Annotated in this window: 15 protein-coding genes and 3 tRNA genes; 17 read left to right on the plus strand and 1 reads right to left on the minus strand. The window is 62.7% G+C overall.

Translation table 11 applies throughout. The annotated features are described in order from the left end of the window. The first annotated feature begins 14 nt into the window (after positions 1 to 14). From F7R26_RS06890 to F7R26_RS06970, 17 genes are all read left to right on the plus strand, one after another. A tRNA-Val gene (locus F7R26_RS06890) sits at positions 15 to 91 on the plus strand. Between the two features lie 69 nt (positions 92 to 160). Next, positions 161 to 237, plus strand: a tRNA-Val gene (locus F7R26_RS06895). Positions 238 to 604: 367 nt separating this feature from the next. Further along, entirely contained in the window at positions 605 to 2,512 is a 1,908-nt protein-coding gene (gene thrS, locus F7R26_RS06900) for a threonine--tRNA ligase (protein WP_043345032.1), read from the plus strand. Positions 2,513 to 2,557: 45 nt separating this feature from the next. Further along, entirely contained in the window at positions 2,558 to 3,079 is a 522-nt protein-coding gene (gene infC, locus F7R26_RS06905; protein ID WP_081488948.1) for a translation initiation factor IF-3, read from the plus strand. A gap of 170 nt (positions 3,080 to 3,249) precedes the next feature. After that, complete coding sequence (gene rpmI / locus F7R26_RS06910) at positions 3,250 to 3,447, plus strand: 50S ribosomal protein L35 (protein WP_006575466.1); 198 nt, start codon at positions 3,250 to 3,252, stop codon at positions 3,445 to 3,447. Between the two features lie 27 nt (positions 3,448 to 3,474). Further along, on the plus strand, positions 3,475 to 3,831 hold the full coding sequence (rplT, locus tag F7R26_RS06915; RefSeq protein ID WP_006163216.1) for a 50S ribosomal protein L20: 357 nt from the start codon (positions 3,475 to 3,477) through the stop codon (positions 3,829 to 3,831). A gap of 336 nt (positions 3,832 to 4,167) precedes the next feature. After that, positions 4,168 to 5,199, plus strand: a complete 1,032-nt coding sequence (pheS, locus tag F7R26_RS06920) for a phenylalanine--tRNA ligase subunit alpha (RefSeq protein WP_043345035.1) — start codon at positions 4,168 to 4,170, stop codon at positions 5,197 to 5,199. A 71-nt stretch (positions 5,200 to 5,270) separates the two neighbouring features. Next, positions 5,271 to 7,718: a phenylalanine--tRNA ligase subunit beta gene (pheT, locus tag F7R26_RS06925; protein ID WP_150983928.1), complete on the plus strand. Its 2,448-nt coding sequence runs from the start codon at positions 5,271 to 5,273 to the stop codon at positions 7,716 to 7,718. 69 nt (positions 7,719 to 7,787) lie between these two features. Then, positions 7,788 to 8,204, plus strand: a complete 417-nt coding sequence (locus F7R26_RS06930; RefSeq protein WP_150983929.1) for an integration host factor subunit alpha — start codon at positions 7,788 to 7,790, stop codon at positions 8,202 to 8,204. A gap of 124 nt (positions 8,205 to 8,328) precedes the next feature. Further along, positions 8,329 to 8,760: a MerR family transcriptional regulator gene (locus tag F7R26_RS06935; protein ID WP_150983930.1), complete on the plus strand. Its 432-nt coding sequence runs from the start codon at positions 8,329 to 8,331 to the stop codon at positions 8,758 to 8,760. A gap of 56 nt (positions 8,761 to 8,816) precedes the next feature. Continuing rightward, a tRNA-Pro gene (locus F7R26_RS06940) sits at positions 8,817 to 8,893 on the plus strand. Positions 8,894 to 9,431: 538 nt separating this feature from the next. Continuing rightward, positions 9,432 to 9,686, plus strand: coding sequence for a hypothetical protein (locus F7R26_RS06945; protein ID WP_150983931.1), 255 nt, complete (start codon positions 9,432 to 9,434; stop codon positions 9,684 to 9,686). A 188-nt stretch (positions 9,687 to 9,874) separates the two neighbouring features. Beyond that, complete coding sequence (locus F7R26_RS06950; protein ID WP_150983932.1) at positions 9,875 to 10,165, plus strand: hypothetical protein; 291 nt, start codon at positions 9,875 to 9,877, stop codon at positions 10,163 to 10,165. 20 nt (positions 10,166 to 10,185) lie between these two features. Further along, on the plus strand, positions 10,186 to 10,428 hold the full coding sequence (locus F7R26_RS06955) for a hypothetical protein (protein ID WP_150983933.1): 243 nt from the start codon (positions 10,186 to 10,188) through the stop codon (positions 10,426 to 10,428). A gap of 75 nt (positions 10,429 to 10,503) precedes the next feature. After that, positions 10,504 to 10,755 (plus strand): hypothetical protein, encoded by a 252-nt coding sequence (locus tag F7R26_RS06960; protein WP_150983934.1) that lies wholly within the window; start codon positions 10,504 to 10,506, stop codon positions 10,753 to 10,755. Positions 10,756 to 10,862: 107 nt separating this feature from the next. After that, positions 10,863 to 11,231 carry a hypothetical protein gene (locus F7R26_RS06965; protein WP_150983935.1) on the plus strand — a complete coding sequence of 123 codons (369 nt, stop codon included), beginning with the start codon at positions 10,863 to 10,865 and terminating at the stop codon, positions 11,229 to 11,231. A 208-nt stretch (positions 11,232 to 11,439) separates the two neighbouring features. Further along, positions 11,440 to 11,694, plus strand: coding sequence for a hypothetical protein (locus F7R26_RS06970; RefSeq protein WP_150983936.1), 255 nt, complete (start codon positions 11,440 to 11,442; stop codon positions 11,692 to 11,694). Positions 11,695 to 11,763: 69 nt separating this feature from the next. Here F7R26_RS06970 and F7R26_RS06975 read toward each other — a convergent pair whose 3' ends face one another. Further along, complete coding sequence (locus F7R26_RS06975; protein ID WP_150983937.1) at positions 11,764 to 12,354, minus strand: DUF2939 domain-containing protein; 591 nt, start codon at positions 12,352 to 12,354, stop codon at positions 11,764 to 11,766. Between the last annotated feature and the right edge of the window lie 19 nt (positions 12,355 to 12,373).

The raw sequence follows: 12,373 nt of genomic DNA on the forward strand, positions 1-12,373 counted from the left end.
CTTTCGTTCTCCGTAGGCTCGTAGCTCAGCTGGTTAGAGCACCACCTTGACATGGTGGGGGTCGTTGGTTCGAGTCCAATCGAGCCTACCAACGAACAAGCAGTAAGACGTAGGCGCAGTGCAGCAAGCGCATACAGCGGTTAGTTTCAAGCAGTACCATAGGCTCGTAGCTCAGCTGGTTAGAGCACCACCTTGACATGGTGGGGGTCGTTGGTTCGAGTCCAATCGAGCCTACCAACGCATAGCAGTAAGAAGTACCGAAGCAGTCCGGTTGATCCCGATAACCTGGAACGGAAAAGGCGCCATGTTCAAGACACAGCGAACTACTACCGCTAATTAGCGACAGTAGTCGAGGTGCGCCTTCGGACCCGGTGGATTGGGGTTAAATCGAAAAACAACGCAGCCTTGGCTGCGTTTTTTTTCGTCTGTCGCTTGTTGGCTCCCTGCTATCCTGCTCGGTCGCCCGTGGGTGGATCCGAGCGAAGTCCCCGCTGCCTGGCTCATGCTGGTTACATGAAGTGGCATGAGCCTGGCGCTACAAGATGCTTTTTATTCGCTTGCCGGCCGCACGGCGCCGGCGGGTGGATTTCTGATGAGGTGCAAGATGATCGCAATCACGCTGCCGGATGGTTCCCGACGCGAATTCCCCGGCCCGGTAACGGTGGCCGAAGTGGCGCAGAGCATTGGCTCGGGCCTGGCCAAGGCTGCCCTGGCGGGCAAGGTGGACGGGCAGATGGTCGACACCAGCTTCCTCATCGAGCGCGATGCGGCTCTCGCCATCGTCACGGACAAGGATGCCGATGGCGTTGATGTGATCCGTCACTCGACGGCGCACTTGCTGGCCTATGCTGTCAAGGCGCTGTATCCCGAGGCGCAGGTGACGATCGGCCCGGTGATCGAGAACGGCTTCTACTACGACTTCGCGTACAAGCGCCCTTTCACGCCCGAGGACCTGGTTGCCATCGAGAAGAAGATGGCCGAGCTCGCCAAGAAGGACGAGAAGGTAACGCGCGAAGTCTGGAGCCGCGACGAAGCCGTGAAGCTGTTCGAGTCGATGGGCGAGAAGTACAAGGCCGAGATCATCGCCTCGATCCCGCAGGACCAGGAGATCGGCCTGTATCGCGAGGGCGAGTTCGTCGACCTCTGCCGTGGCCCGCACGTGCCGTCCACGGGCAAGCTCAAGGTCTTCAAGCTGATGAAGGTGGCGGGTGCCTACTGGCGCGGCGACGCCAAGAACGAGATGCTTCAGCGCATCTACGGCACGGCCTGGGCCAAGAAGGAAGACCAGGAAGCTTACCTGCATATGCTGGAAGAGGCCGAGAAGCGCGACCACCGCAAGCTGGGCAAGCTGCTCGACCTGTTCCACCTGCAGGAAGAGGCGCCGGGCATGGTGTTCTGGCACCCGAAGGGCTGGCAGGTGTGGCAAGCGGTGGAGCAGTACATGCGCGGCCGCCTGACGCAGGCCGGCTATGAAGAGGTGCGCACGCCGCAAGTGATGGATCGTTCGCTGTGGGAGAAGTCAGGTCACTGGCAGAACTACAAGGAGAACATGTTCGTCACGGAGTCGGAGAAGCGCGACTACGCGATCAAGCCGATGAACTGCCCCGGCCATGTGCAGATTTTCAATCACGGCCTGCGCTCCTACCGCGACTTGCCGCTGCGCCTGGCCGAGTTCGGTGCTTGCCATCGCAACGAGCCCTCCGGCGCGCTGCACGGGCTGATGCGCGTGCGTGGCTTTGTGCAGGATGATGCGCACATCTTCTGCACGGAAGAGCAGATCGTCGCGGAGGCCAAGGCGTTCAACGAGCTGGCGTTCTCCGTGTACGACGATTTCGGCTTCAAGGACATCGCGGTCAAGTTGTCGCTGCGCCCGGATCAGCGCGCCGGTTCGGACGAAGTCTGGGATCACGCCGAGGAAGGCCTGCGCCTGGCGCTGCGTGCCTGCGGCGTGGAGTGGGAAGAGCTGCCGGGCGAGGGCGCCTTCTACGGCCCGAAGGTGGAATACCATATCAAGGACGCCATCGGCCGGTCCTGGCAATGTGGCACGCTGCAGCTGGACCTGGTGCTGCCGGAGCGCCTGGATGCCGAATACGTCTCCGAAGACAACTCGCGCAAGCGCCCGGTCATGCTGCACCGGGCCATCCTGGGGTCTTTCGAGCGCTTCCTGGGCATCTTGCTGGAAAACCACGCCGGCGCGCTGCCTGCCTGGCTGGCGCCGGAGCAGGTCCTGGTCCTGAATATTGCCGACTCGCAGGCGGAATATGCCGAAAACGTCGTGCAACTGCTGCAAAAACAAGGATTTAGGGCTAAGGCGGATTTGCGTAACGAGAAAATTACGTATAAAATCCGCGAGCATTCCCTTCAGAAGATCCCCTACCTCCTGGTAGTGGGCGACAAAGAGCGGGATGCCAGTCAAGTGGCCGTGCGTGCCCGTGGCAACGTGGATCTGGGCGTGATGTCCGTTTCCGCGTTTGTGGAGCGTCTGCAACAGGACGTTGCCAGCAAAGCCTGATGGGATGAGCACGGCTTGTTTTTTGTCTTCTTGAGGTAACGCAACATCGCTACAGACAAAGGTCATCGCATCAATCGCGAAATCAGCGCACCCGAATTGCGCCTGGTCGGGGTTGATAACGAGCAGCTCGGCATCGTCAAGTTCATGGACGCGCTCCGCCTGGCTGAGGATAAGGACTTGGACTTGGTGGAAATCGCTCCTACAGCGGTGCCGCCGGTTGCCCGTATCATGGATTACGGCAAGTTCAAGTACGAGGAAGCCAAGCGCGCGCACGACGCCAAGCTGAAGCAGAAGATCATCCAGGTCAAGGAAGTCAAGTTCCGGCCGGGTACGGATGATGGCGACTACAACGTCAAGCTGCGCAACCTGAAGCGCTTCCTCGAGGACGGCGACAAGACCAAGATCACGCTGCGTTTCCGCGGCCGTGAGATGGCGCACCAGGAAATCGGCGCGCGTGTGCTCGAACGCCTGAAGGCGGATCTGGAAGAAGTTGGCCAGGTCGAGCAGATGCCGAAGATGGAAGGCCGCCAGATGGTGATGGTGCTGTCTCCCAAGAAGAAGAAGTAAGATTTTGCGCGTCGCTGCGGCCCGGAGGGGAATCCCTCCGGGCGCGGCGTCGTGCGAAAGCAGCGCAGAGGCCGCACGCGGCTTTAGCGCAACAATAAGTGGATGCGGGTTTTGCAAGTGTCGGCGTTAGCTGGCCACCTGCATGCATGTCATAGAAGCTGGAGTATTTCATGCCGAAGATGAAGACCAAGAAAAGCGCCTCCAAGCGCTTTACTGCGCGTCCGAATGGTTCGTTCAAGCGTGGCCAGGCCTTCAAGCGTCACATCTTGACCAAGAAGACCACCAAGAATAAGCGCCAGTTGCGCGGCACCCAGGACGTCCATGAGACGAACCTGAAGTCCGTTCGCGCAATGATGCCTTACGCATAACCCTAACGAAAACGAAAGGAGCATTACATGCCTCGAGTAAAACGTGGGGTCACTGCACGGGCCCGCCATAAGAAAGTCATCGTCGCCGCCAAGGGTTTCCGCGGCCGCCGTAATAACGTCTACCGTATCGCCAAGCAGGCGGTCATGCGTGCTGGCCAGTACGCATACCGCGATCGCCGCAACAAGAAGCGCGTGTTCCGCGCTCTCTGGATTGCGCGTATCAATGCTGCTTCGCGTGAGCATGGCATGACCTACAGCGTGTTCATGAACGGCCTGAAGCGGGCTTCGATTGAGCTGGACCGCAAGGTGCTGTCGGACATGGCTATTCATGACAAGCCTGCCTTTGCCGCCATCGTCAACCAGGTGAAAGCCACCGTTGCCTGATGCCGGCTCCGGGCTGCCACGCTAGTGTCTAGTGTGGCAGCCCGGGCAAGCACCGACCGCAAGGTCGACAGCATTTCCGCCGAATTTGCCTGAGCAGCGCTTGTCGCCGTGATGGCGGTTCGGCCGGACCTGCAGAAACGGGGCTCCTCACCGAGCCCCGTTTTCATTTCGGATACCGTTTCGCGCGCCGTTCCCGGTTCGATGCAAGACGACATCCGAAACGAAGCCCGCGCCGCCCCCGGTGCCGCGCGGACTCTGCACCCACATCGCACTTAGTGCCAACCCACGCCCGGGCCCAGCGTGACCCGGACGCCAAATTTATCGCCGACCGCCGCCATGTCTCTGGATCCGGATCAAATCGTCGCCGACGCCCAGGCCGCCTTCGCTGCAGCCAACGACAACGCCACGCTGGAAAACGAAAAAGCCCGCTTTCTCGGCAAGACCGGTGCGCTCACCGAGCTGCTCAAGAGCCTCGGCAAGCTCGACCCGGAAACGCGCAAGAGCGAAGGCGCGCGCATCAACCAGGCCAAGCAGCAGGTCGAGGCTGCGCTGCAGGCACGCCGCCAGGCGTTGGCCGATGCGCTGATGAACGCGCGGCTGGCCGCCGAAGCCATCGACGTCACGCTGCCGGGCCGCGCGGTTGCCCGTGGCAGCCTGCACCCGGTGATGCGCACCTGGGAGCGCGTCGAGCAGATCTTCGGCTCGGTGGGCTTCGATGTGGCCGATGGCCCCGAAATCGAAACGGACTGGATGAACTTCACCGCATTGAACAACCCGGACAATCATCCGGCCCGTTCGATGCAGGACACCTTCTATGTGGACGGGCGCGACAGCGACGGCAAGCTGCTGCTGCTGCGTACCCACACCAGCCCGATGCAGGTGCGCTATGCGCGCATGCACGTGGAGAAGTACAAGGGCCGCGAGATGCCGCCGATCAAGGTGATCTGCCCCGGCCGTACTTACCGCGTCGACAGCGACGCCACGCACTCGCCGATGTTCAACCAGGTTGAAGGCCTGTGGATCGGCGATGACGTGAGCTTTGCCGACCTCAAGGGCGTGTACACGGACTTCCTGCGCAAGTTCTTCGAGCGCGATGACATCCAGGTGCGTTTCCGCCCCTCGTACTTCCCGTTCACCGAACCGTCGGCGGAAATCGACATGGCTTTCGGCAATGGCAAGTGGCTGGAGATTTCCGGCTCGGGCCAGGTGCACCCCAATGTGCTGCGCAATATGGGCCTGGACCCCGAGCGCTATATCGGCTTTGCCTTCGGTTCCGGCCTTGAACGCCTGACCATGCTCCGCTACGGCATCAACGATCTGCGCCTGTTCTTCGAAGGCGACGCGCGTTTCCTGCGCCAGTTCGCCTGAGGCGCGTATCCGCGCCAGAGCACATCGTCACCGACACCCCAGAACAGAATACTTACCGGATCAGAAGCGCCATGCAATTCTCGGAATCCTGGCTTCGCAGTTTCGTCAATCCCGACAAGATTTCCACCGATGCGCTCTCGCACAGCCTGACCATGGCCGGGCTGGAAGTGGAAGAGGTCGGCCCGGTCGCGCCGCCTTTCAACAAGGTGGTGGTGGCGCGCGTGCTTTCCACCGAGCGCCATCCCAACGCGGACCGTCTCAACGTTTGCCAGGTCGATGCCGGCACCGGCGAGACCCTGCAGATCGTTTGCGGCGCGCCCAATGTGGCACCCGGCATCCTGGTGCCTTGCGCGCTGGTCGGCGCGGTGCTGCCGCCGTCCGAGGCGGGCGGCAAGCCGTTCGAGATCAAGGTGGGCAAGCTGCGCGGTGTGGACAGCTTCGGCATGCTCTGCTCGGCGCGCGAGCTCAAGCTGTCGGAGGACCACGGCGGCCTGATGCTCCTGCCCGAGGATGCCAAGATCGGCATGGACATTCGCGAGTACCTGGACCTGGATGACCAGGTCTTCGTCATCAAGCTCACCCCCAACAAGGCCGACTGCCTGTCGATTCACGGCGTGGCGCGCGAAGTCGCCGCGCTGACCGGTGCCGCGCTGCGCCTGCCGGAGATGAAGCCGGTTGCCGTGACGCTGGCCGACAAGCTGCCGGTGAAGATTTCCGCCCCTGACCTGTGCGGCCGTTTCTCGGGCCGTGTCATCCGCGGCGTGAACGCGCACGCGGCCACGCCGGCATGGATGGTGCAGCGCCTGGAGCGGGCAGGGCAGCGCAGCATCTCCGCGCTGGTCGACATCTCCAACTACGTGATGCTCGAGCTCGGCCGCCCCTCGCACGTCTTCGACCTGGACAAGATCCACGGCGGGCTGGATGTGCGCTGGGGCCGCAAGGGCGAGCAACTCAAGCTGCTCAACGGCAATACCGTGGAGCTCGACGAGCAGGTCGGCGTGATCGCCGACGACAAGGAGATCGAGAGCCTGGCCGGCATCATGGGCGGAGACAGCACCGCCGTGACGCTCGACACCACCAACATCTACCTTGAAGCCGCCTTCTGGTGGCCGCAAGCCATCCAGGGCCGCTCGCGCCGCTTCAACTTCTCGACCGATGCCGGACATCGCTTCGAACGTGGCGTGGACTACGCCACCACGGTTGAGCATATCGAGCGCATCAGCGCGCTGATCCTCGAGATCTGCGGCGGCCAGGCCGGCCCGGTCGACGACCAGATTGTCAACCTGCCGCAACGCAAGCCGGTGCGGCTGCGCGTGGCGCGTGCCGAGCGCGTGCTTGGCATCGAGCTGTCGCCTGCGGTCATCGCCGACGTGTTTCAGCGCCTGCAGTTGCCGTTCACCCGCGAGCAAGGCGCGGACGGCGAAGTGTTCGTGGTCACGCCGCCGAGCTATCGCTTCGATATCGAGATCGAGGAAGACCTGATCGAGGAAGTGGCCCGCATCTATGGCTTCGAGCGTATCCCGGCACGCCCGCCGATCGCCGAAAGCGAGATGCGCCCGACCGACGAAGCCCGCCGCTCGACCCATGCGGTGCGCCACGCGATTGCCGCGCGCGACTACCAGGAGGTGATCAACTTCGCCTTCGTCGAAGAGAAGTGGGAGCGCGACTTCGCCGGCAACGACAACCCGATCCGCCTGCTGAACCCGATCGCCAGCCAACTGGCGGTGATGCGTTCCACGCTGATCGGTGGCCTGCTCGACAAGGTGCGCTACAACCTCAACCGCAAGGCATCGCGTGTGCGGATGTTTGAAGTGGGCCGCGTGTTCCATCGCGACGCCTCGGTTGCCGATGGCGGCCTGACGGTAGCCGGCTATCGCCAGCCGATGGTTGCAGGCGGCATTGCCTACGGCCCGGCCTTCGAGGAGCAGTGGGGCATCGCCACCCGCCCGGTGGACTTCTTCGACGTCAAGGGCGATGTCGAGGCGTTGCTGTTCCCGCGTGTCGCGCGCTTCGAGCCGGTATCGCATCCCGCGCTGCATCCAGGCCGTGCCGCGCAGGTGGTGATCGACGGCAAGGTGGCGGGCGTGATCGGCGAACTGCATCCGCGCTGGCTGCAGGAGTACGAACTGACGCAAGCGCCGGTCGTGTTCGAACTGGACCTGCAGGCACTGCGTGAAGTGGGCCTGCCCAGCTACACCGAAATCTCCAAGTTCCCGGCCGCCGTACGCGACCTGGCACTGGTGGTAAAGCAGTCGGTGCGCGTGCAGGACCTGCTCGACGCCATGCGCGAAGCCCTGGAAAAACAGGGCTCCGCCCGCTATTGCCAGAGCCTGGTGCTGTTCGACGAGTTCCGTCCAAAGGCGGCTTCGGCGGCCATTGGTGCGGACGAGAAAAGCCTTGCGTTCCGCTTGACCTTGCAAGATACTGGGTCGACCCTCCAGGACGAAACCGTCGACAGCGCGGTGCGTTGCATGGTCGAGGCCGCCGGCGCTGCATTCCAGGCGCGGTTGCGCGGCTGATCCACCAGCTGACATGACAATGGAGCGCCCGGACTTCCGCATCCGGGCGGATCGCCACACCGAATGACAATGAACGATCGACACGCGTATCTCATGGCCTCTGCAGTGGGTGAAGCGGGCGACCGCCAGGCAGCCTCGCTCGACGACGATACTTCCGACGCTCGCGTTGCCGAAGTGCCGACCCTCACCAAGGCCGAGCTCGCTGAAATGCTGTTCGACCAGGTTGGTCTCAACAAGCGCGAGTCCAAGGACATGGTCGAAGCTTTCTTCGACGTGATTCGCGAAGCGCTGGAACAGGGTGACAGCGTCAAGCTCTCCGGCTTCGGCAATTTCCAGCTGCGCGACAAGCCGCAACGTCCCGGCCGCAATCCCAAGACGGGCGAGATCATTCCTATCACGGCACGACGCGTGGTGACGTTCCATGCCAGCCAGAAGCTCAAGGGCCTGGTGGAAGAGCGTGCTGGCCTGGTGCCGGTGCCCGGCTGATCGTTTGCCAGCAGCACGACGACTCGTTATCCTGCTGAATCCCTGTATCACGCTTGTTTGCGCGCTAGCCCGCGCGAGTACCACAACCTCTCCCGGCACGGCCTGAAGCCCGCCCATTCACCGTATGTCGGAACGATCCAGCGAACGCATCTTGTTGCCGCCGATTCCCGCCAAACGCTACTTCACCATTGGGGAAGTCAGCGAGCTTTGCGCCGTCAAGCCGCATGTGCTGCGCTACTGGGAGCAGGAGTTCACGCAACTCAAGCCCGTCAAGCGACGCGGCAACCGGCGTTACTACCAGCATCATGAGGTCCTGCTGATCCGGCGCATCCGCGACCTGCTGTACGAACAGGGCTTCACGATCAATGGCGCCCGCAATCGCCTCGACGAAGGGCGGCAGCACAGCCATGCCGCTGCCGAGGACGAACAAGCGCTGGCAGCGGACGCCGCCGGTGAAGCGCCGGTTTTCGCGCTCGACCTCAACAACCTGCGCAACGAACTGGTGGATGTGCAGCACCTGCTCGCGCAACTTCAACAGATCGCGAAGCGCGAATAAAAAGTGCACTAATGACTAGCCATTTTTAAAAAGCTTCTGATATAATCTTTTTCTTTCGGGGCGTAGCGCAGCCTGGTAGCGTACCTGCATGGGGTGCAGGTGGTCGGAGGTTCAAATCCTCTCGCCCCGACCAGTATTAAGAAGAACCCGCACAGCGATTGTTGTGCGGGTTTTTTGTTGCCTGTTCAAAATGCCGGCATTTGGCCCGGCCAAAACACGCGGCAACGAGCCTCATCGAATTCGCCTTAATCTTTTAGCGTCGACGCAGCCACCGCTGACACGGTCCATCATGCTCGCTCACAGGCTGTCGATGGGACGGGGCAGGGCCTTGAGTGTGGCGGTGTCGATGCCCGATGACGTACAGCCTGGCTTGGCTCTTGGCGTCCGGCCAGGCCGTCCGTGGCCTGTGCTGACGTGGCGGCGTCCAGGCCATCCGGCGAGTCAGAACGGGTGAATTTCCAGCTTTTCTCGGTGCACAGATTGCTGACGCTGTAGTCAAGGCATTGGCTACACCCGGAGTTGGGCGAAGCCGCGCTAAACGGCCTAATGCATCTGTCCGATGCCGTTGCTGACGAAATGTCTCATTATTGGATGATGGCCGCCGTTGGCGATCCCACCGGGGTCTGAGCAGCTCCCTACATCACGGAGTTTGCTCCACAGTGGAGAGCGCCATGATGCCACCCGTGAAAACCAAGCACACCAACCTCGTGGTCGGCGAGCCCCTGGGCTGGGATGCCGCCAGGGACGGGGAATTCTCGGGGCTGCCGGTGCACCTCGATGCGGCGCGTGGCGTGATGCATTCTTTCTGGCAACCCACGGAGCAGGACATTGCCAACATACTGGCTGGCATGCCTATCCGCTTGTCCGTGTTCGGTGAGGTGCACCCGCCCGTTGCGGTTGCGGTGACCAATGACGTGGCGGGCTAGGGAAGCCCTTTGCCGATCCATCAGGCTAATCAGGTTTGTCGCGAAGGGGCCGCGGACTCTACAATCAATCCATGGACCGTGTGACGTGCATGTCTTTGCAGGCAGACGTTTGCTGTGCGCAGGGTCCCGGGGCACTGGTTTGGCCGGATGCCGTTTACCGCGTGCAACGCATACGATAGGAGTAAGGGATGGCCAAACGCGAGCGCGCAGCCAGGGCCTTGCAGGACGAGGTGAGCCGGCGCATCCAGCGTCTTGATGACGTTGTGGAGGACGGCGCGAAGATCCGGGTGCCGGCGCCGCAAGCGCATGCGCGCGATGCGCGCGGGCGCAACTGGGATATGAAGGCCTTCGGCAATGCCGCGGGTTATGAGAGGAGTATCCGGGCCGTGGTGGACAAGGCGCGTGACGAGTTCGACCTGACCGAGGTGCCGGGCCAGCAGAGCGCTGATCCCTTTGGCACTCCGCCCTCGCCGGAGTGAGCGTTTCGTTGGAGTAAGGCATGCACGCTTGCGATCTCTGCCATCTTCTCGTTGGTGCGCCGACCACGGTGGAGCCGCATGAGAACCTGGCCGCATCGGGTGCGGGCGCGCTTGGCATGGACATCAACTCGCGCTGGGTGGACCGGCCTTGGCGCTGCACGGTCTGCGGCGCCTGGATGTTCCAGAATGCCGCCCACGGGGAGCCGCCCAATGTCTGGCGCATGGGGCGCCGCCCACAGGATCGCCCGCAGGACCGGACCTAGGCCAGGCAACCCCTTGCCGCGGCTAGCTGGACGCTGCGCTGCGGCATGCTACGATGGCCGCCAAAGGGAGACGCAATGAATGAATCCAGAACACAGCATTACCGAGGCTACGTGATTTTGATCTCGGTACAGCAGCATGAGCGCGGATGCCTGGTGAGTGCCTCGATCGTCCAGGAGGCCAAAGGCGCGGTGCGCAATCCGTCGCCGCTGCAGTCGTGGGTGGGGCATGAGCAGGGCGAACTCATGGAAGTCGCTGACCGGGCGCAGGCGCGCGCTTGCCGGCTGATCGATGCGACGGTGGACCATGTTGCCTATGCCGCGGGCTGACTGATTGATCCTGGTGGCCTCTCAGGCCTTCCTGGCCATGCATTGGCTCGAACAGAAGTTTCGCCGGCCGGCCTACATGGCGGGGGATCGCTGTCGTTAATCCGGGTATGAACTCATTCGACGCTTCCGAAGAATCCGCCGCAAATGCCGATGCCATGGGGTGGGGTTCGTCACCGCCCCATGTGCTGGCCGCGGTGCTCAACACCGCCCTGGCCGCCGAGGACCTGAGCGGCTTTGCCGCGCTGTTGTCCGACATGGCCCGCGATCGCGGCCTCAAAGGTGCGCGTGGCGCGCACCAGTCCATCTACGACATGCCCTATGCCAGCTTGTTGCCGCGCCAGCAGCATCTGCTGGCAGATGCGTTCGAGCTGCTAATCCGCCTGGGCCTGGAGTTGCAGCCGCGCAGGCCGCGCATGCTCGGCGACATCCCGGGGAGCCTCCTGGCGCACGGCAGCCACGAGATCCCTGCCGACTAGATACCACCACGATCAGAGCAGTAGTGCGCCATGGTGGGCACGGCGGCGAGGCTGCGTGCTAGCATCTCGCGATCAACCAGATCGCCGCCCTGACGGCGACGTGTCGCCCGGACAGATGCCGATCCCGGCCGGGCGATGTTGCTGACACGGCACGCGCGCGCACGGCCGTGGTGTTCGAGGGGAGCGATCGCGTGTTGTGGAGGTTGCAATGAACGAAGACGAGCCTTTCGGGGTAGTGTTCGAGGATTTTCGCGTCATCTGGGTAGCCGAGCGTTTGCAGGATGGCACATGGACGGCGCGCTATTGCTGGAGTCCGGGTACGTCGGAGGCATCCGGCAAGGCGCTCCAGGCCGCAGTGCTCAGCGGCAAGTCCAAGCGGCTGCTGGGCGATTTCAGGACCGAGGAGGAGACCATCGATGCCATCAAGGCGGCGGTGCTGCTCGAGGCGAAATGGGGCCGGTGAATCCTGGTATCAAAGCCTGAGGTCCAACACGGGCCTAAGGTCCAAAAGAGACCTTAGGCTAAATATGGCCTAAGGCTTGGAAAGCTCCGGCAGCACGATGCTGCTCCATTTCCATGTCCATATGCCTTGGCGCGTCAGGCCAATGAGAATGCGCTCGCCATTGTCCTTGGTGGCCGAAGCTTCCACGGTATTCAGCGCCCGATAGGACAAACTGTATTTCAGCGCGTCCTTGGCAGCTTCGTCCTTGGCGTGGCCGGCGGGTTCGCCCTTGTTTTCCGCGGGTGCGGGGGCTGGGCGTGCGGGGGGTGCTGGCTGTGGCGCCGCGGCGGGCTTCTCGCCGGCCATGAGCGCCATGACGCCGGCGGGCGACACCATGGTGTCGATCATGGTGTTGATGACTGCCACGCCGATTGCCTGCCCGATGCCGGCAAAGGGCGTGTTCTGCAAGGCGGGCGTGCCGAGCTTTTTCTGCAGGGACAACGTCAACTGCGCCTTCAGGCTTTCCCGCAGGGCCGGATAGTCGACGTAGCGGGAGAACTTGTCGGCATCGCGCGTCTCGATGGCGGTGCGCATCTGGTAGAGCGCCCAGTAGGGGCTGGCGTAGCTGGTGGCAGCGACGACGATCGCCGCAGCAATCGCGGCTTTGACGGGTTTGTTCATCGGGGGTCCGGTGCAAGCG

The sequence above is a fragment of the Cupriavidus basilensis genome (assembly GCF_008801925.2).
Lineage (GTDB): Bacteria > Pseudomonadota > Gammaproteobacteria > Burkholderiales > Burkholderiaceae > Cupriavidus > Cupriavidus basilensis.

Bases quoted from the DNA above. Each gene is read 5' to 3' on its own strand.
- F7R26_RS06935 (WP_150983930.1), top strand. From the start codon at position 8,329: ATGTCGGAACGATCCAGCGAACGCATCTTGTTGCCGCCGATTCCCGCC.
- F7R26_RS06950 (WP_150983932.1), top strand. From the start codon at position 9,875: ATGGCCAAACGCGAGCGCGCAGCCAGGGCCTTGCAGGACGAGGTGAGC.
- rplT (WP_006163216.1), top strand. From the start codon at position 3,475: ATGCCTCGAGTAAAACGTGGGGTCACTGCACGGGCCCGCCATAAGAAA.
- F7R26_RS06930 (WP_150983929.1), top strand. From the start codon at position 7,788: ATGAACGATCGACACGCGTATCTCATGGCCTCTGCAGTGGGTGAAGCG.
- pheT (WP_150983928.1), top strand. From the start codon at position 5,271: ATGCAATTCTCGGAATCCTGGCTTCGCAGTTTCGTCAATCCCGACAAG.
- F7R26_RS06955 (WP_150983933.1), top strand. From the start codon at position 10,186: ATGCACGCTTGCGATCTCTGCCATCTTCTCGTTGGTGCGCCGACCACG.
- F7R26_RS06945 (WP_150983931.1), top strand. From the start codon at position 9,432: ATGATGCCACCCGTGAAAACCAAGCACACCAACCTCGTGGTCGGCGAG.
- rpmI (WP_006575466.1), top strand. From the start codon at position 3,250: ATGCCGAAGATGAAGACCAAGAAAAGCGCCTCCAAGCGCTTTACTGCG.
- F7R26_RS06975 (WP_150983937.1), bottom strand. From the start codon at position 12,354: ATGAACAAACCCGTCAAAGCCGCGATTGCTGCGGCGATCGTCGTCGCT.
- pheS (WP_043345035.1), top strand. From the start codon at position 4,168: ATGTCTCTGGATCCGGATCAAATCGTCGCCGACGCCCAGGCCGCCTTC.
- thrS (WP_043345032.1), top strand. From the start codon at position 605: ATGATCGCAATCACGCTGCCGGATGGTTCCCGACGCGAATTCCCCGGC.
- F7R26_RS06965 (WP_150983935.1), top strand. From the start codon at position 10,863: ATGAACTCATTCGACGCTTCCGAAGAATCCGCCGCAAATGCCGATGCC.
- F7R26_RS06960 (WP_150983934.1), top strand. From the start codon at position 10,504: ATGAATGAATCCAGAACACAGCATTACCGAGGCTACGTGATTTTGATC.
- F7R26_RS06970 (WP_150983936.1), top strand. From the start codon at position 11,440: ATGAACGAAGACGAGCCTTTCGGGGTAGTGTTCGAGGATTTTCGCGTC.